This is a genomic window from Novosphingobium aureum (assembly GCF_015865035.1).
Lineage (GTDB): Bacteria > Pseudomonadota > Alphaproteobacteria > Sphingomonadales > Sphingomonadaceae > Novosphingobium > Novosphingobium aureum.
Genome location: NZ_JADZGI010000001.1, coordinates 1,990,543 through 2,009,000 on the forward strand (window position 1 = coordinate 1,990,543; position 18,458 = coordinate 2,009,000).

Sequence of the window (18,458 nt, forward strand, 5' to 3'; positions counted from 1 at the left end):
GGAGCCCTATGACTGCTTTCGACTTCGTCGTCCTGATCTTTGTCGGCCTCGGTGCGGCGACCGGCTTCATGCGCGGTTTCGTGCAGGAAGTGCTGGCGCTCTCGGCGTGGATCTTCGCGGTCTTCGCGATCCGCATGCTGCACACGCCGCTGACGATGGTTCTGGCCGAGTATGTCGGCGGCGAGACCGGCGCCGGGGTCCTCGCTTTCGTGCTCCTGCTGCTGGTCCCCTACATGGCCGTCAGGCTCATCGCCAAGTGGGCCGGGGGCAAGAGCCGCAAGTCGGTGCTGGGGCCGGTCGACCGGGTGCTTGGCATGGGGTTCGGCGCGGTAAAGGCGATCGTGATCATCGTGCTCGGCTTTTCGGTGCTGGTGCTGGGCTATGACACGATCTGGGGCGTTGCCGGACGCCCCGACTGGCTGACCCAGTCGCGCAGCTATTCCTTCGTCAACGCCAGTTCGGACGCGATGGTCAAGATGATCGCGCAACGCCGCGCCGAGATCATGGCGGACGATGAAGCCGTGAGCGGGGCCGACTGAGCGCCTATGTCTGCAACGGTCCTCTACACGCCCGATGTTCTGGCGCTTGCGGTTCGGCTTTCGCACTATCCCTTGCGCGACGAGATGCCCCATGTTGCCGAGGCGCGCTCGCAGGCTTGCGGCAGTGCGATCATACTGGGTCTCGCGACCGATGCCGATGGGCGGATCGAGGCGGTCGGGCTACGCAGTCAGGCCTGCGCTATCGGGCAGGCCGCCGCAGCGATCTTTGCCGATGGCGCGCAGGGCCAGAGCCGCGATGACATCGCCGGGAGCCAAGCGGCTCTGACGGCCTGGCTTGCGGGCGAGGGCGCCTTGCCGGACTGGCCGGGCTTGGACACCATCGCTGCTGCGCAAGCCTATCCGGGCCGCCACGCAGCCTTGATGTTGCCGTGGAATGCCGCGCTTCGGGCGCTTCCTTAAGCCGCAATCCGCGGCTATTCTGTCCTTCGCATAGGGCAGCCCCCGCCAACGGGTCGAAGCAGGCCCGTGCAGCAAGGGGGAAGGTCGTTTCGATGGCAAAGGTACAGGCACCGCCGGCAGGCGCAGAGCCGAGCGCATCCGATATCAGGCTGGTTATCGCGGCATCGTCGATGGGCACGGTGTTCGAGTGGTACGATTTCTTCATTTACGGGACGCTCGCCGCGATCATCGGCAAGACGTTCTTCCCCTCGGGCAACGCGACGCTCGAAACGCTGCTGGTCTGGGCAGGCTTCGCGGTCGGTTTCGGGTTCCGGCCGCTGGGCGCGATCCTCTTCGGTTTTCTCGGCGACAAGCTCGGACGCAAGTACACCTTCCTCGTGACGGTCACGCTCATGGGCATTGCGACGGCGGGCGTCGGGCTGATTCCTTCTGCCGCGAGCATCGGTCTTGCCGCGCCTGCTATCGTGCTCCTGCTGCGCGTGCTGCAAGGCCTAGCGCTCGGCGGTGAATACGGCGGGGCCGCCATCTACGTCTCCGAACATGCGCCCGCCAACCGGCGCGGCTTCTATACCGGCTTCATCCAGGCGAGCGTCGTCGGCGGTTTCGTGCTCAGCCTGATCGTCGTGCTCGGCTGCAAGACGCTGATGAGCGAGGCGCTGTGGCTCGACTGGGGCTGGCGTGTGCCCTTCATCCTCTCGCTGGCCCTGCTGGGCGTCTCCTTGTGGATGCGTCTCAAGCTGTCCGAGAGCCCGGTGTTCAAGGCCATGCGGGCCGAGGGCGAGATCGCGGGCAATCCCTTCATCGAGAGCTTCACCTATCCCGGCAACAAGAAGCGCATCTTCATCGCGCTCTTCGGCATCGCGGCGGGCCTCACCGTGATCTGGTACACGGCGATGTTCTCCGCTCTCGGCTTCCTGAAAAGTGCGATGCGCATGGAGCCGACGACGGCCGAGATCATCGTCGGAGCGAGCGCTGCGCTGGGCATGGTGTTCTTCGTCGTCTTCGGCGCGCTGTCCGACCGGATCGGGCGCAAGAAGCCGATTGTCTGGGGTTATGCCCTCACGCTGATCGCGCTGTTTCCGGCGTTCTGGGTGATCGGGCAGAATGCCAATCCCGACCTCGTGCGGACCAATGCCGAAGTGCCGGTGCTCGTTGCAGGTCCCGCCTGCAACTACGACGCCTTCGCGTCCGAGCAGGCGAGTCAGTGCGCGACCTTGCTTGGTGACCTTACCGACCTCGGCTTGCGTTACACGTTGTACCCCTCGACAGGGGCGCTTGCGCTGCGCATTGGCGATGGGGCGATGGATCTGTCCGCGCATCCCTGGAGCGAGGCCGATGCCCGCAAGGCGCAGCTGCGTGCGCGGTTCGAGCAGGCCGGCTACAGCTTCGAGACGGTACGCCCGACCATCGGCAGAGCGCTCGTGATCGGGGCCATGCTGATGGTGATGATGGCACTTTCGGGTGCGACTTACGGGCCAGTCGCGGCTCTGCTCTCGGAGATGTTCCCGCCGCGCATCCGCTACAGCTCGATGTCGATCCCCTACCATATCGGCACGGGCTATTTCGGAGGTTTCCTCCCGCTTATTTCCAGCTACATGGTCGCGAGCAGCGGCAATCCCTACCAGGGCCTGTGGTATACCTGGGGCGTGGTGGCGATGGCGCTGCTGATATCCTTGTGGGGCCTGCGCGGCGGGCCCGCGCGCGACTATGGTGACGATGCAAGCTGACCTGCCCGAGCCCGCCCTGCGGCTCGCCTTCGATGAAGATGCCCTTTGCGCCAACTGGAAGGCGCTCGATCGCCTGTCGGGCAATGCACGCGCCGGCGCCGCGGTAAAGGCCAATGGCTACGGCACCGGGGCAGCGCGTGCGAGCCGCGTGCTGCACGACGCGGGTTGCCGCGACTTCTTCGTCGCGCACTGGAGCGAAGTGCCGCAGGTCATTGCGCAGGTCCCACCCGCGCAGGTCTCGGTGCTGCATGGCCCGCGCAACGAGGGCGATGCTGCGTTTGCCAGAGCGAGCGGGGTCAAGCCGGTGATCAATTCACTGGCGCAGGCGCAGCGCTGGCTGGCCAGCGGCGGCGGGCGATGCGATCTCATGGTCGATACCGGCATGAACCGCCTCGGCGTCTCGCTCGGCGAGCTTGATCACGAGGCAGTGCAGGGTCTCGATGTCGACGTGTTGCTCTCGCATCTCGTCGCATCCGAGGAGGACGGCGCGCACAACGAGCGCCAGCAGGAAGCCTGGGCGGCGGCGTGCGGGACAGTCCGCCACGCAAGGGCAAGTCTTGCCAACAGTGCCGGGATCATGCTCGGGCCCGACTACCATGGCAATCTCACCCGCCCGGGCATCGCGCTCTATGGCGGTATCGCGCGACCCGAGATGGCCAGCGACATCCGGCAGGTCGTGCGCCCGCTAGCGGCAGTGCTGCAACTGCGTGACGTCTCCGCGGGCGAGACCATCGGCTACAACGCCACCTTCACCGCGCCGCGCAGCATGCGCGTGGCGACAGTCGCGCTGGGCTATGCCGACGGCTATCTGCGCTGCTGGTCGGGGAAGGGGGTGCTGCGCGCGCCCTGTGGCGAGCCGTTGCCGGTGCTCGGACGCGTGAGCATGGACCTCACCGTCATCGACGTCGCGGCTGCACCGTCGCTGCGCGAGGGGGACTGGGTCGAGGTGCCGTTCGACCTGCCGTACGCTGCGCAGGTCTCGGGCCTTTCGCAGTATGAGCTGCTCACCACGCTCGGGCGACGCTTCGGAGCATGATTGCCAATAGCTTGGTCCTATTGCTGCGCAGCAAATCTTGTTGCAACGCATTAAGTCGTAGTGGTAGCCTGTGATCACATAGGATTGAGGATAGGGTCATGGCTGAATCGGCATCCAAGGATGACAGCACCGTCATCATCAAGAAGTACGCCAACAGGCGGCTCTACAATACCCGCTCGTCGAGCTACATCACGCTCGATCACCTGGCCAAGATGACCAGGGAGGGGATCGACTACAAGGTGCTCGACGCCAAGTCGGGCAACGACATCACGCATACCATCCTCACCCAGATCATCATGGAAGAGGAAACCAACGGCGAGCAGATGCTGCCGGTCAATTTCCTGCGCGAACTCATCGGCATGTACGGCAACTCGATGCAGTCGCTGATCCCGCACTACCTCGAGGCCTCGATGGAAAATTTCCGGGCCAACCAGAGCAAGCTGTCGAAGGCCTTCGAGGACTCGATGGGCAACAATCCGCTGGCCAAGCTGGCCGAGCAGAACATGGCCATGTTCCGCGCCGCGTCGGCCGCGTTCATGCCCGGTGCGGAGAAGCCCGAGGCACCGGCGCCCGAAACCGCAGAGAGCGGCAAGGACCTTGCTGCACTGCGTGATCAGATGGCCGAGATACAGAAGAGGCTTGACGCGCTCGGTAAATAAGTATCTGCGCAGGGGCTTGGCGCCGGGCGAGTCCCGGCGCTTTGATTCCCCCACCTGAGCGGTGCTAAGCGTACCGCCAGCAGCAGATGAAAGATTGCCTGTGTCCGCCATCCGTCATGCTTTGACCACCAAGCGCGAGGACGATTTCGCACAGTGGTACCAGGAGGTCATTTCCGAGGCTGAGATGGCCGAGGAATCTGGCGTTCGTGGTTGCATGGTGATCAAACCCTGGGGCTACGGCATCTGGGAGCGCATGCAGCGTCTGATGGACGACCGCATCAAGGAAGCGGGCGTCTCCAACTGCTACTTCCCGCTGTTCATTCCGCTGTCCTACTTCGCCAAGGAAGCCGAGCACGTCGACGGCTTCGCCAAGGAGATGGCGGTGGTCACCCACCATCGTCTCGTCTCCGACGGCAAGGGCGGCTTGACCCCCGACCCCGAGGCCAAGCTCGAGGAACCGCTGATCGTGCGTCCCACTTCGGAGACGGTGATCGGATCGGCCATGTCGCGCTGGGTCCAGTCGTGGCGCGACCTGCCGCTGATGACCAACCAGTGGGCCAATGTCGTGCGCTGGGAAATGCGCACCCGCATGTTCCTGCGCACCAGCGAATTCCTCTGGCAGGAAGGCCACACCGCCCACGCCGACCGTCAGGAGGCGATGGAAGAGACGCTGCGCGCGCTCGAGATGTACCGCGACTTCGCCGAGACCGAGCTTGCTATGCCGGTGATCGCCGGCGAGAAGCCCGAGAACGAGCGTTTCCCGGGCGCCGTCGCGACCTACTCGATCGAGGCGATGATGCAGGACGGCAAGGCGCTTCAGGCTGGCACCTCGCACTATCTGGGCACCGGCTTCGCCAAGGCCGCCGGGATTACCTATCAGGACCGCGAAGGCACGCAGCAGCTTTGCCACACCACTTCGTGGGGCACCTCGACGCGCATGATCGGGGGGCTCATCATGACGCACGGCGACGACGATGGCCTGCGTGTGCCGCCGATGGTGGCGCCGCACCAGATCGTCATCCTGCCGATGCTGCGCGACAAACCCGAGGATGCGGAACTGCTCGCCTACTGCGAGGAGCTGCGCCGCTCGCTTTCGGCCCGCTATGCGCTTGGCGAGAAGCTGCGCGTGCTGCTCGACAAGCGCCCGGGCAAGGCCACGCAGAAGCGCTGGGGCTGGGTCAAGAAAGGCGTGCCGCTGATCCTCGAGATAGGCGGGCGCGACGCTGCCAACGGCCAGATCACCGTGGTGCGCCGCGACCGGCTGTGGAACACCGAGGGCAAGGTCAACTTCCAGGCGATGTCGCAGGAGGCCTTCCTTGGCATCGCTGCTGGCGAGCTGGAAGACCTGCAGGGCGCACTCTACGCCGAAGCGCTGGCCAAGCGTGATGCCAACATCACGAAGATCGATTCGATGGAGGAACTCAACGCGTTCTTCTCCGAAACCAAGCGCTATCCGGGCTGGGCCGAGGTTGTCTGGTCGCGCCCGACGGGTGACGAGCTGGAAGACGTCGTCAAGCAGCTCAAGTCGCTCAAGCTCACGATGCGCAACACGCCGCTCAGGAGCGATCCGGTCGAGGGTACCTGCCTGTTCACCGGGCAGCCTGCGGTCGAGCGCATCTACGTCGCCCGGGCTTACTGACGGGCCCCGGCGGCAGACACGAGTGGGGACCGGTCATGCTGCAGGCGATAAAGTACAATCTTGCAAACCTGACCCGGTTCTCCGGGCGGGACAGGCGCCAGACGTTCTGGCTCTATGTCCTCGTCCTCGTCATCTTGCAGGCCATCGTCTCCTTCGCCGTCAGCGTACCGTTGATGGGCGCGATGATGGGCGAGGCGTTCGAGGCCGCGCGCGAGGGTGCCAGCGAGGCCCAGATGCAGTCCCGCATCCTGGCGAAGGCTTCCGGCTCGGTCGAGATCTCGACCTGGGTTTCGGCGATTTCCTCGCTGCTGCTGATTGGGTTGCTGGCGGCGTCCTTCACTCGGCGCCTGCATGACAGCAGCAAGCCGGGATGGATCGCGGCCATTGCGGCCTTGCTGCAACTGGCGAGCATCGCCATTGCCATTGCCAATATCGATCAGGCGACGCAGATCGTCCTTGCGGCGCAGACCGGCGATCTCGAGACGCTGCAGGAAATGCAGCGACAGGTTGCGCTGCAGGGCATGATCGGGTGGCTGCCTTTGCTGATAGTGCTCGTCTTCGGTCTGTTCCCTTCGACACCCGGTGACAATCGCTACGGCGAGGAGCCTGCTCCCGGACTTTGATGTGGGCATGGGTCTGGTCGCCTTCGGCGAGGCTCTTGCCAAGTGCGACGCGAACGGGAACACTCGCCGCCATGAACAAAACAAGCCTGGTCGCACCGCTCGTCATCGCCCTTTCCGTCACGGCTCCGGCACGCGCCGCAGAGCCCGAGGCTTCGGTTTCGCAAGACCGGCTCCATGCCGATGTCGAGAAGCTCGTTTCGTTCGGGACGCGCCATACCCTGTCCTCTGACAGCGATCCCGTGCGCGGGATCGGCGCGGCGCGGCGCTGGGCGGCGGCCGAGTTCCGCAAGACATCGAAGGCCTGTGGCAATTGCCTCGAGGTCGTGATGCCCGAGCAGACCGTCACGGGCAGCCGCATTCCCGAACCTGCCCGGATCGTCGATGTCGTCGCCATCCAGCGTGGCACTACAAGGCCCAACGAGGTCGTGATCGTGCAGGGGCACATCGACAGCCGCGTCAGCGACGTGATGGACATCAAGAGCGATGCTCCGGGCGCCAACGACGACGCTTCGGGCGTTGCTCTCGTGCTCGAGGCTGCGCGGGTCCTGTCTAAGCACAAGTACGAGGGTACTATCGTCTACGCTGCGCTTTCGGGCGAGGAGCAGGGGTTGTTCGGCGGCAAGGTTCTGGCCGATTACGCGAAGCAACAGGGCTGGACCGTCAAGGCCGTCCTCAACAACGACATCGTCGGGGGATCGTGCGGTTCCGACGGTTTCTGCGACGATGCGCACGTGCGTCTTTTCTCGGAAGGCCCGCGTGCTGACGCCACCGACAAGACCCGCGCCGCAGCGCGCCGCTTCGGCGGCGAGAACGACAGCCCGGGGCGCAACATCTCGCGCTTCATCGCCGGGCTTTCGGGCAGCGTTCAGGACGATCTCGCGGTGCGTCAGGTCTGGCGCGCCGACCGCATGGGGCGTGGCGGCGACCAGACGCCGTTTCTCGAACTGGGCTACCCGGCGGTCCGCTTCTCGGTCGCGGTCGAGGACTACGAGCACCAGCACCAGGACCTGCGGAGCGAGGACGGGGTGACTTATGGCGATACCATCGACGAGATGGATTTCCCCTACCTTGCCAAGGTGACGCGCCTCAACGTCGCCTCGCTCGCCGCGCTGGCCGATGCGCCGATGCCGCCCGCACCCAGCGCGGATGCGGCGGTGAAGACTTGGACCGACGTGACCTGGCAGCCGGTGCCGGGTGCGGCGGCCTACTCGGTCTGGCGCCGGCGCACCGATGCTGCCGAGTGGGAGGCCGAACCGGTCGTCGCGCGCACGCAGCAGACTGCGGTCAAGCTCGACCACCTGCGCGGCGACGACTGGATCCTGGGTGTCAGCGCGATCTCGGCCAGCGGTGCGCAAAGCCCGGTCGCGGCTGCTGTTCCGGGCGGTGCGTTCCATCCGCTGGCGCAAGACTAGGCGGTTAACCCGTGAATTGAATGTTGTTCACGCTGACCGTATTGGCCGCAGCGGGTCTCTCACCACCGAATGAACCGTTGGCGGGCCAGCTTCGCGCTGCGATCTGGAGTGATCTGCAACTCAATACGTTGATTGGGAACGGTAACTTGTTGGGGTCACTTTGGTACAATGCAGGTCAGGTAGACGCCAAGGCACCCGACCTCCACATCCTCGACATGGCCTGTAGCAACAACCGCGAAGGCCATCGTTGCTCTTTTACGCTGTTGCGTGACGGCGGTCCGAGAATGGCCTTCAACGAAGTAGCCCCCGACCGGCTCGCTTGTAAGGCACAGTTCGTCCGTCGAGAACAATCTGGCGAGTGGATCGTGAAGCATCGACCGCCGCGCGGCTCCGGACACACTCGGACGGACATGAAATGCAAAGCTGTGTCTGCAAGCTGAAGCACTTTCCCAGAGTTGCTACGCGATAGGGTGATTCCCCGCCATGGTCCCACCGGCATCAACGCGCTGTGGCTTCGGGTCTATGATTCTACGGCCCTAAGGTCAGCTCCTGGCCGATAGCGCGGCGCGGCCCATTGCATTCGGGCCGCGCTGCGCCCATTGCAGGGACATGGCTCCCAACAAGCGGCCCCCGGCGGGGCTTCCGACGCGCAAGCAGATCCTCGACTTCATCCAGAACTCGCCCGTTCCCGCGGGCAAGCGCGAGATTTCGCGCGAGTTCGGTCTCAAGGGGCAGGAGAAGATCCAGCTCAAGGCGCTGCTCAAGGACATGGCCGAGGAAGGCCTGATCGACGGCAAGCGCACCGCCTTCCACAAGATGGGCGGGCTGCCCAAGGTCACCGTGCTGCGCATCGTCGACATCGAGGAGGGCGAGGCCATCGCGGTGCCCGACACCTGGCAGCCCGAGGATGCGACGCCTCCGCCGCGCCTGCGTCTGATCGAGAAGGGCGCGCGCAAGGGGCCGCGCAGCGGGCAGGGCATCGGCGCGCTCAAGAAGGGCGACCGCGTGCTCGCCCGGACCGAGGAAAGCGCCTCTGGCTGGCGCGCCTATCCGATGAAGAAGCTCATGCTGCGCTCCGAACAGATGCTCGGCGTGGTCGAGATCGACAAGGCGGGCAAGGCCTGGTTGCAACCGGTCGACAAGCGCATCCGCAATTCCTCGCCGATCAGCGATCTGGGCGGTGCGGAAAGCGGCGAACTGGTCCTCGCCGAACCCATCGGGCGTTCGGCGCGCGCCTCGGTCAAGGTCACCGAGGTGCTCGGCGAACCGCTGGCGCCCAAGTCGTTCAGCCTCATCGCGATCCACAAGTTCGGCATCCCCAACCAGTTTCAGGAAGAGACGCTCGATGAAGCCGAGCGCGCGGCCAAGCTCCCGCTCAGCACCGAGCACCGCGAGGACCTGCGCCATCTGCCGATCGTCGCCATCGACCCTTCCGATGCGCGCGACCACGACGATGCGATCTGGGCGAAGCCCGACGGGGCGGGCGGGTTCGAGGCGTTGGTCGCCATCGCCGACGTCTCGTTCTATGTGCGCCCGGGCGGCGCCATCGACCGCGAGGCGCGCAAGCGCGGCAACTCGGTCTACTTCCCCGACCGGGTCGTGCCGATGCTGCCCGAAGTGCTCAGCGCCGACGTGTGCTCGCTGCGTTCGGGCGAGGACCGCGCCGCGATGGCCTGCCACATGCGGGTCTCTGCCGAGGGCAAGATCACCGAATGGCGCTTCACCCGCGCCATCGTGCGCATCGACGAGGTCATCGCCTACGAGGATGCGCAGGCTCGCATCGACAGCGACGAGGCGGGGCAGAACCTCAAGGACCTGTGGGCCTGCTGGAAGCTGCTCGCCAAGGCGCGCGCAGATCGCGATCCGCTCGACCTCGACTTGCCCGAACGCCGCGTCAAGCTCGACGAGCAGGGGCGCATCACCGAGATCGCGACGCGCGAGCGGCTCGATGCGCACCGCGTCGTCGAGGATTTCATGATTAGCGCCAACGTTGCTGCGGCCAAGGCTCTAGAAGCCAAGGTGGCCCCTGTCGTCTACCGCGTCCACGAGGCGCCGAGCCGCGAGAAGCTGGTCGCGCTCAAGGACTATCTCGAAACCTTCGGCAAGAAGCTCGCGATGGGGCAGGTGATCACGCCGGGGCTGTTCAACCGCATGCTCAAGGACATCGGTGACGAGAGCGAGAAGGCGCTGATCATGGAAGCGGTGCTGCGCAGCCAGACCCAGGCCTATTACGGTCCGCGCAACGCCGGCCACTTCGGCCTCGCGCTCGGCTCCTATGCGCACTTCACCTCGCCCATCCGCCGTTATGCCGACTTGCTGGTGCACCGTGCGCTGGTCGATGCCTACCAGCTCGAGCAGCCCCAGCCCAAGGGCGACATTCCGCCGACCAGCGGCTTGTCGGACCGCGACCGCGACGACCTGGGCAAGGTCACCGATGCCATCAGCCAGGCCGAGCGCCGGGCGATGGAGGCCGAGCGCGAGACTATCGACCGCTATGTCGCGGCCTGGCTCGCCTCACGCGTGGGCGAAGTCTTCCAGACCCGCATCACCGGCGTCCAGAAATTCGGCTTCTTCGCCACGATCATCGGGCTGGGTGGCGACGGTCTGGTGCCGGTCTCGACGCTGGGCGACGAGCGCTTCGCCTACGACGAGAAGGCACAGGTCCTCGAAGGCGAACGCTCGGGAACGACCTATGGCGTCGGCCAGATACTTCCATTGCGCCTGGCCGAGGCCAATCCGCTGACCGGCGCGCTCAAGTACGAGCTCGAGGACAGCGAAGGCCGGGTCGAGCCGCGCGGGCGGCCCATGGCGATGAAGAAGAAGGGCGGCCATTTCGTCGGCAAGCGCGGGCGGCCTGGCAACATTCGCCATCAGGGACGCAAGAAGCGCTGACGACATGCGCGCGGGCAGGGCATCAGGCCCTTGCCCGCGTCGCGCTGGCGATTTCAGTCGGCCAGCTTTTCGATGGCCTTGTCGTCGAGGCCGCCGGGAATGACGAAGACCGGGCAGGCCATCTTGGCCATGTACGAGCCGGTGAAGTGCACGACGAGCGGGCCCGGTCCGCTTTCGCGCGCGGCGCCAAGGACCAGCGCGGAAACCTCGGGGTGTTCCTCGAGGTATTTGCCCACGACCTTGATGTCCTCGCCTACGCGCACCGAGATCAGCGGCATTTTCGCCCCCTGCGAGAGCAGGTTGCCCGCAGCCGCGGTGACGAGCGTTTCGGCGCGGGCGCGCGCTTCTTCCTCAATCGTGGCCTGCACGCCGGCAAAGGCGTTGAACTCCTGCGGGGGCACGATTGCGAGCAGGTGTAGAGCGCCGTCGGTGCGCGCGGCGCGCCTCGCGGCGTACTGCATGGCCACGAGGGCTTCCTCGCTGTCGTCGACGATTACCAGATATACGCGCATAGATATCCTCTCGGCGCGGCTTATCAGGCCAATCGCTTCGACACGCAACCCATCCGTGGTGCGAAAAAGGATGCGCAAGGCGCTTGTATGCAAGGCCCAACTTGTCCAAGGAAGAGGTCGATCCGCTAACGCCTCCCCAAGGAATCAAGGGACAGACACGCTTCCATGCCCATCGAGATCAAGATGCCCGCCCTTTCGCCCACGATGGAAGAGGGCAAACTCGCCAAATGGCTCGTCAAGGAGGGCGACACCGTCAGCTCCGGCGACATCATGGCCGAGATCGAAACCGACAAGGCCACGATGGAGTTCGAGGCCGTCGACGAGGGTACCATCGGCAAGATTGCCGTTCCCGAAGGCACCGAAGGTGTGAAGGTCGGAACGGTCATCGCGCTGCTCGCCGAAGAGGGTGAGGACGTCTCGTCCGTCGCCGAGGCACCGGTTGCCGATGCACCCAAGGCTGCGCCCAAGAAGGACGAGGCGCCCGCCGCCAAGTCCGAGCCGGCACCCGCACCTTCGCCGACCCCGTCGCCCGCTCCGGCTCCGGCCGCCAATGACGGCGACCGCGTGATCGCCTCGCCGCTCGCGCGCCGTATCGCCGAGAACAACGGGCTCGACCTCGGTTCGGTCAAGGGCTCGGGCCCCAATGGCCGCATCGTCAAGGCCGACGTCGAAGCCGCGAAGGCCGGCGGTGCGAAGCCCGCCAGCGCGCCCGCTTCGGCACCTGCCGCCGCTCCGGCGGCCTCTGCCGGTGCCAAGGCCCTGCTCGACGAGCGTATCCCGCACACGATCGAGCCGCTTTCGGGCATGCGCAAGACCATCGCGCGTCGCCTCACGCAGTCGATGCAGGAAGCGCCGCACATTTACCTGACGGTCGACGTCAAGCTCGACAAGCTCATGGCGCTGCGCGCCGAGATCAATTCGATGCTCTCCAAGAAGGGCATCAAGGTCTCGGTCAACGACATGCTGGTCAAGGCTCTGGGCAAGGCGCTGGTCGACGTGCCCGAGTGCAACGTAACCTTCGCGGGCAACGAGCTGATCAAGTACGAGCGTGCCGACGTCTCGGTCGCGGTCTCGATCCCCAACGGCCTGATCACCCCGATCGTGCAGGACGCCAATGGCCGCTCGTTCTCGGCCATCGCGCAGGCAACCCGCGATCTTGGTGCGCGCGCCAAGGAAGGCAAGCTCAAGCCCGAGGAATACCAGGGCGGTACCGCCAGCATCTCGAACATGGGGATGATGGGCATCAAGCAATTCACCGCTGTAATCAATCCGCCGCAGGCAACCATCCTCGCCATTGGGGCAGGTGAAAAGCGTCCGTGGGTGATGGAAGATGGCTCCCTGGGAGTAGCTACTGTCATGACCGCAACCGGAAGTTTCGATCACCGTGCCGTCGACGGCGCCGATGGCGCGCGCCTGATGGCCGCGTTCAAGGACTACGTCGAGAACCCGCTCGGGATGATCGCCTGAGATGGAGGATGAGGCCGGAGACCTGGTCATTCGCGTGACTGCGATGCCGACCGACCTCAACCCCTATGGCGGCGTGTTCGGTGGCTGGCTCATGGCGCAGCTCGCGCTGGGAGCCAGTTCGCTGGTGACACGTCGCACCGGCCTCAAGGCGGTCGTCGTGGGCGCCACCGATTTCGCTTTCCCCGGCGTGATGCAGGTCGGCGACGAGCTCAACGTCTTTGCGCGTGTAGCGCGGGTCGGGCGCACCTCGATGACCGTGGCCACCCGTGGTTTCGGGCGGGCACGCGCCAGCGAGGAACAGGTGGAGGTCGCCAATGGCAGCTTCACCTTCGTCGCGCTGGGACAGGACGATCGCCCGCAGCCGATCGCAGATGCACTGAAAGTTGCCTGATAATGACCGAAGACTACCGTGAACCCGTGATCCGGGTCACTGCCATGCCTGCCGATACCAATGCCTACGGCGATATCTTCGGTGGCTGGCTGGTCAGCCAGATGGACATGGCGGCGGGTCTCATTGCGGCGCGCTTCTCGCGCGGGCGTGCGGTGACGATCGCCATGGACGGCATGCAGTTCCACAAGCCCGTCAAGATCGGTGACGAAGTCACCGTCTACGGCGATATCCGGAGGGTCGGACGCACCTCGATGACCATTGCCATCGAGGCCTGGCGCCGCCACCGGCACGAAGAAGAGCGGGTGAAAGTGACCGAAGCGGTCTTCACCTTCGTTGCCATCGACGATGCGGGCGCTCCCCGCGCAATCGAACAGGAGAATTAAGACAGTGGCAGACACCTATGACGTCATCGTCCTCGGTTCCGGCCCCGGCGGCTACGTTTCGGCGATCCGCGCTGCGCAGCTGGGTCTCAAGACGGCCATCGTCGAGCGCGAGCTGCTCGGCGGCATCTGCCTCAACTGGGGCTGCATCCCGACCAAGGCGCTGCTGCGCTCGGCCGAGGTGTTCCACCAGATGCAGCACGCCAAGAACTACGGCTTGTCGGCCGAGAACATCACCGCCGATCTCGACGCGGTGGTCAAGCGTTCGCGCGGCGTCGCCAAGCAGCTCAATCAGGGCGTCACGCACCTGATGAAGAAGAACAAGATCGACGTGATCATGGGCACCGGCAAGCTCGTCGCGCCCGGCAAGCTTGAGGTCGAGGGCGAGAAGGGCAAGCAGACCGTCTCGGCCAAGCACGTCATCGTCGCGACCGGCGCCCGTGCGCGCGAACTGCCCTTCGCTCCGGTCGATGGCAAGCGCGTGTGGACCTACCGCCACGCGATGACCCCGACCGAGATGCCGACCAAGCTGCTGGTCATGGGTTCGGGCGCGATCGGCGTCGAGTTCGCCAGCTTCTACAACGACATGGGCGTCGACGTGACGATCGTCGAGATGCTCGACCGGATCATGCCGGTCGAGGACAAGGACGTCTCCGCGTTCATGACCAAGGCGCTGACCAAGCAGGGCATGAAGATCCTGACCGAAGCTGCCGTGCAGGAGGTCAAGTCGGGCGCCAAGGACGTCAAGGTCAAGATCAAGGCCAAGGACGGCAAGGTCACCGAAGAGACCTTCAGCCACGTCATCTCGGCGGTCGGCATCGTGCCGAACACCGAGAACATCGGGCTCGAGGCGCTCAAGATCGAGGCCGACCGCGGCTTCATCAAGATCGACGATTACGGCCGCACCTCGGTCAAGGGCGTGTGGGCCATCGGCGACTGCACCCCCGGGCCCTGGCTTGCACACAAGGCCAGCCACGAGGGCGTTACTGCCGCGGAATCGATCGCCAAGGAACTGGGCAATAAGGACGTCCACCCCCACGGACTCGACCGCAACAACATCCCGGGCTGCACCTACTGCCACCCGCAGGTAGCCTCGGTCGGCATGACCGAAGCCAAGGCCAAGGAAGCCGGTTACACACTCAAGGTCGGCACCTTCCCGTTCATCGGCAACGGCAAGGCTATCGCGCTGGGCGAGCCCGAGGGCTTCGTGAAGACTGTGTTCGACGCGAAGACCGGCGAACTGCTGGGCGCGCACATGGTCGGCGCCGAGGTCACCGAGATGATCCAGGGCTATGTCGTGGGCAAAACGCTCGAGACCACCGAGGCCGAGCTGATGCAGACGGTGTTCCCGCACCCGACCATCTCGGAATCGATGCACGAATCGGTGCTTGCCGCCTTCGGCCGCGCGATCCACATCTGATCGCACGCTGCCAGCAGCGACGAATAGGAAAGGGCGGGCCGTTCGGTCCGCCCTTCTCGTTTGTGCTCAGGTCACGAGTGCATAGGCAACCATGATCTGGACGCTCGTTTCGATGGCAGCAGGGGTAAGCTTCACGCCCACGGGAGGTGGCGGCGGCGGGGGAGGCGGTGCGACATTCATCGCAGGGGGTGACGAGCCTTCCCGTTCCTCGAACTCGAGCGAGATTTCGCGATAGTTGGCGTCCTGAATGCGCTGCACAGGGCCCAGCTTCATGCCGCTTCCCGTGGCGATGAGGCTGCCTTGCTGCCGGGCATCGGCAAGCGCGCGCCGCATGGCCTCGCGTTCGGCTTCACGCGGATCGGAGAGTTCGAAGCGCGCGACATTGGGGTTGAGCGCGCCGTTTCTTCCGATCAGTCCGGCAAGTGTACCGGCATCCTCGACCTTGTCCGTCCTTAGGGTGACCTTTACCTCGGCAGTATAGCCAAGGATTGCGCATTCGCCTTGGGACAGACGGGCAGGACTGTATGATGACATGTTGCAGTTCTGGCCCCGAACCGGGCGGATCGAGAGCGTACCGGTCTCGATCTTCCGGGGCTTGCCCACAAAGCCGTACGCGGCACGCTCGGTCGCTTCGGAACGGACCTTGAGCTGTTTCAGAGCGTCATCGGACGTGGTGCCTTCGCCGCGCAGATCATAGGTGATCACGGCTATGTCGGGCTCGGTCTTCACGGTTCCTTTGGCCGAGACCAGAATGCGCGGGGCTTCCTGCGCCGTCGCTATGCCGGGCAGGGCGCAGGCAAGACCGGCCATGAGCGCAAGTGAATGGACGGCGCACAACTGCCTGCCCACGGTGTTGATAGGATGCATGCTCTCTCCTCGGGCGCGTAAAAACCGGACGCCGAAGAGAGGCTTACGTAATTGAGATGAAGGGGCAAGTACGCTGTGCGTCGTCCTCAGGCTCCGGCCCGCATCACGATGTGCTCGAACACCGCGACGTGGAGCGGTTCGGCGAATTCGCAGCCGATTGCATTGTCTCGAGCCCAGCAGATGCGGGCGCTGAGCATCTGCAGGCCGGGGATGCGGATGCGCAGCGGCATGGCGGTGCTCGCGTCGGGGAGCCATGCGATGCGAAAGCCGCCCGGCGAGAGGTCCTCGAGACGGGCCGTCTTCCACGGGCGCGAGCCCTGCCGCACCTCGCACAGCAGGCTGAGCGCGGCGCGGCTCGCGCCATGCCCTTCGCTGCGGGCATCCGCGTTGGTCTCGCGGACCGGTAAGGTGCCTTGCTGCATTCGTGCCTCCGTCATTGGTGCGAGGGCACTTGCATCGACACTGGTTACCAAGGCGTTGCAACAGGTTACGTGGTGATGCGGGAACTTGCGTCAAGCTGTGGACCACCTGTGGAAAAGGCGTGGAATGCCTGTCGACAGGTGGTCCGGATCATTTTCGCCGCGCTGGTCTAGGCAACCTTCGCGGAGGCGACCTTCTCGCGGATTGTCGCGATCGCGGTCGGGTCCTCGATCGTCGGCGGTACCGGGAAGTCCTCGCCGGCCATGATCTTGCGCAGGACATTGCGCAGGATCTTGCCCGAGCGGGTCTTGGGCAGCTGGCGAACGACGAAGGCCGTCTTGAGCGCGGCGACCGCGCCCAGTTCCTCGCGCACGCGCGCGATCACCCGCTTGTCCATCGTGTCCAGCTCGAGCGCGCCGGCACGCGCGACGACGAAGGCAACCGGTATCTGCCCCTTGAGCGCGTCGTCGGCACCGATCACCGCGCATTCGGCGACCCCGTCGACCCCGGCAACGAGCTGTTCCATCTGCCCGGTCGAGAGACGGTGCCCGGCGACATTGATGATGTCGTCGGTGCGGCCCATGATGTGCAGGAAGCCGTCCTCGTCGAAGTGCCCGGCATCGCCGGTCTCATAGTAGCCGGGAAAGCCGGTGAAGTTCTTCTCGTAGCCTGCAGGGTTGTTCCAGAGACTGCGGAAGGCACAGGGAGCGAGCGGCGTGCGCATGGCGACAGCGCCGCTCTGACCGGCGGGCAGGGGCTGCCCTTCCTCGGAGAGGATCGCGAACTGGTAGCCGGGAACAGGAAAGCCCGCGCTGCCTGCCTTGCGCCGGGTGTCGCCCAGCCCGAAACAGGTGGCGATGGCTGGTGCGCCCAGTTCGGTCTGCCACCAGTGGTCGATCACCGGTAGCCCGGTATGTTCCTCGGCCCAAGCAATCGTCTGCGGATCGGCGCGCTCGCCTGCAAGGAACATGACCTTGAGATTGCCGGTCCCGATTTCCTTCAGGTAACGGGCCTCGGGGTCTTCCTTGCGGATGGCGCGGATCGCGGTGGGGGCGGTGAAGAAGGTGCTGACATTGTGCCTCTTGATCACGCGCCAGAAGGTGCCCGGATCGGGGGTGCCGACGGGCTTGCCCTCGAACAGCACGGTCGTCGCGCCGACCAGCAGCGGGGCGTAGACGATGTAGCTGTGCCCCACGACCCAGCCCACGTCCGAGGCGGCCCAGAACACGTCGCCCGGCCCGATGTCGTAGATCGCGCCCATCGTCCATGCGAGGTTGACGGCGTGGCCACCGTTCTCGCGCACCACGCCCTTTGGGGTGCCCGTCGTGCCCGAGGTATAGAGGATGTAGAGCGGATCGCTGGCGGCGAGCGTGGCGCAAGGCGGAACCGGAGCATCAGCCGTCGCCTCGCGTAGCGCCATCCAGTCGTGGTCGCGCGGCGCCTCAAGCTGCGCAGCAAGCTGCTCGCGCTGGTAGACGACCACGCCCTCGACCGCGTGAGCGGCGCTGGCGAGCGCCTCGTCAACAAGAGGCTTATAGGGGAGGACCTTGCTGCCCTCGATCCCGCAGCTGGCGGTCATCACGAGCAGGGGCGTGGCATCGTCGATGCGCTTGGCCAGTTCGTGCGCGGCAAAACCGCCGAACACGACCGAGTGGATCGCGCCGAGCCGCGCGCAGGCGAGCATGGCAAACACGGTCTGGGGGATCATCGGCATGTAGATCACGACCCGGTCGCCCTTGGTTACGCCGAGCGAGGCGAGCATCGCCGCGACCCGCCCGACTTCGTCCTGCAACTCGGCATAGGTCCAGGCCTGTTCGCTACCGGTGACCGGGCTGTCATAGATGAGGGCGGTGCCATCGCCGCGTCCCCCCGCGACGTGGCGATCCACCGCGTTGTAGCAGGTGTTGAGCGTGCCGCCGGCAAACCAGCCTGCCTTTGGCTCGTAAGCGCGGGCAGGTGGTTCGATCCAGTCGATCGCCCGCGCTGCATCCATCCAGAAGCATTCGGGGTCCTCGATACTGTCACGCCAGGCTTGCCGGTAGACGTCGCTCATT

At 65.3% G+C, this 18,458-nt stretch carries 18 protein-coding genes; 14 read left to right on the forward strand and 4 right to left on the reverse strand.

Going from position 1 to position 18,458, the window contains the following annotated elements; translation table 11 throughout:
- Positions 1–8 precede the first annotated feature (8 nt).
- The 10 genes from I5E68_RS09410 (at position 9) to rnr (ending at position 10,947) form a co-directional block, all read left to right on the forward strand.
- Entirely contained in the window at positions 9–539 is a 531-nt protein-coding gene (locus I5E68_RS09410; protein ID WP_197163194.1) for a CvpA family protein, read from the forward strand.
- A 6-nt stretch (positions 540–545) separates the two neighbouring features.
- On the forward strand, positions 546–959 hold the full coding sequence (locus I5E68_RS09415; RefSeq protein WP_197163195.1) for an iron-sulfur cluster assembly scaffold protein: 414 nt from the start codon (positions 546–548) through the stop codon (positions 957–959).
- Positions 960–1,051: 92 nt separating this feature from the next.
- Positions 1,052–2,686, forward strand: coding sequence for an MFS transporter (locus I5E68_RS09420; protein WP_197163196.1), 1,635 nt, complete (start codon positions 1,052–1,054; stop codon positions 2,684–2,686).
- Entirely contained in the window at positions 2,676–3,722 is a 1,047-nt protein-coding gene (locus I5E68_RS09425; RefSeq protein WP_197164729.1) for an alanine racemase, read from the forward strand. Before I5E68_RS09420 ends, I5E68_RS09425 begins: the two co-directional genes overlap by 11 nt.
- 98 nt (positions 3,723–3,820) lie before the next feature.
- Positions 3,821–4,381: a polyhydroxyalkanoate synthesis repressor PhaR gene (gene phaR / locus I5E68_RS09430; protein ID WP_197163197.1), complete on the forward strand. Its 561-nt coding sequence runs from the start codon at positions 3,821–3,823 to the stop codon at positions 4,379–4,381.
- A 100-nt stretch (positions 4,382–4,481) separates the two neighbouring features.
- Complete coding sequence (proS, locus tag I5E68_RS09435; RefSeq protein WP_197163198.1) at positions 4,482–6,020, forward strand: proline--tRNA ligase; 1,539 nt, start codon at positions 4,482–4,484, stop codon at positions 6,018–6,020.
- A gap of 35 nt (positions 6,021–6,055) precedes the next feature.
- Positions 6,056–6,643, forward strand: coding sequence for a DUF805 domain-containing protein (locus tag I5E68_RS09440; RefSeq protein WP_197163199.1), 588 nt, complete (start codon positions 6,056–6,058; stop codon positions 6,641–6,643).
- Positions 6,644–6,714: 71 nt separating this feature from the next.
- On the forward strand, positions 6,715–8,055 hold the full coding sequence (locus I5E68_RS09445) for a M20/M25/M40 family metallo-hydrolase (protein ID WP_197163200.1): 1,341 nt from the start codon (positions 6,715–6,717) through the stop codon (positions 8,053–8,055).
- Positions 8,056–8,078: 23 nt separating this feature from the next.
- Positions 8,079–8,495: a hypothetical protein gene (locus I5E68_RS09450; protein WP_197163201.1), complete on the forward strand. Its 417-nt coding sequence runs from the start codon at positions 8,079–8,081 to the stop codon at positions 8,493–8,495.
- Between the two features lie 169 nt (positions 8,496–8,664).
- The gene (gene rnr, locus I5E68_RS09455; protein ID WP_197163203.1) at positions 8,665–10,947 is read left to right on the forward strand and encodes a ribonuclease R; all 2,283 of its coding nucleotides are present in this window, start codon (positions 8,665–8,667) and stop codon (positions 10,945–10,947) included.
- 53 nt (positions 10,948–11,000) lie between these two features.
- Here rnr and I5E68_RS09460 read toward each other — a convergent pair whose 3' ends face one another.
- A complete protein-coding gene (locus I5E68_RS09460; protein WP_197163204.1) occupies positions 11,001–11,459 on the reverse strand; it encodes a universal stress protein in 459 nt (152 codons plus the stop codon).
- Between the two features lie 165 nt (positions 11,460–11,624).
- Here I5E68_RS09460 and I5E68_RS09465 point away from each other — a divergent pair, with 165 nt between their 5' ends.
- The 4 genes from I5E68_RS09465 to lpdA are packed head-to-tail and all read left to right on the forward strand — an operon-like array spanning position 11,625 to position 15,117.
- A complete protein-coding gene (locus I5E68_RS09465) occupies positions 11,625–12,926 on the forward strand; it encodes a pyruvate dehydrogenase complex dihydrolipoamide acetyltransferase (protein ID WP_197163205.1) in 1,302 nt (433 codons plus the stop codon).
- A 1-nt stretch (position 12,927) separates the two neighbouring features.
- Positions 12,928–13,317 (forward strand): acyl-CoA thioesterase, encoded by a 390-nt coding sequence (locus tag I5E68_RS09470; RefSeq protein ID WP_197163206.1) that lies wholly within the window; start codon positions 12,928–12,930, stop codon positions 13,315–13,317.
- Positions 13,318–13,319: 2 nt separating this feature from the next.
- A complete protein-coding gene (locus tag I5E68_RS09475; protein WP_197163207.1) occupies positions 13,320–13,700 on the forward strand; it encodes an acyl-CoA thioesterase in 381 nt (126 codons plus the stop codon).
- A gap of 4 nt (positions 13,701–13,704) precedes the next feature.
- Positions 13,705–15,117: a dihydrolipoyl dehydrogenase gene (gene lpdA, locus I5E68_RS09480; protein WP_197163208.1), complete on the forward strand. Its 1,413-nt coding sequence runs from the start codon at positions 13,705–13,707 to the stop codon at positions 15,115–15,117.
- A 66-nt stretch (positions 15,118–15,183) separates the two neighbouring features.
- On the opposite strand, the gene I5E68_RS09485 is transcribed toward lpdA, so the two are convergent.
- From I5E68_RS09485 to I5E68_RS09495, 3 genes are all read right to left on the reverse strand, one after another.
- Entirely contained in the window at positions 15,184–15,984 is an 801-nt protein-coding gene (locus tag I5E68_RS09485) for an SIMPL domain-containing protein (protein WP_197163209.1), read from the reverse strand.
- Between the two features lie 86 nt (positions 15,985–16,070).
- Positions 16,071–16,406: a PilZ domain-containing protein gene (locus tag I5E68_RS09490; protein WP_197163210.1), complete on the reverse strand. Its 336-nt coding sequence runs from the start codon at positions 16,404–16,406 to the stop codon at positions 16,071–16,073.
- Between the two features lie 167 nt (positions 16,407–16,573).
- Positions 16,574–18,457 (reverse strand): AMP-binding protein, encoded by a 1,884-nt coding sequence (locus I5E68_RS09495; RefSeq protein WP_197163211.1) that lies wholly within the window; start codon positions 18,455–18,457, stop codon positions 16,574–16,576.
- Between the last annotated feature and the right edge of the window lies 1 nt (position 18,458).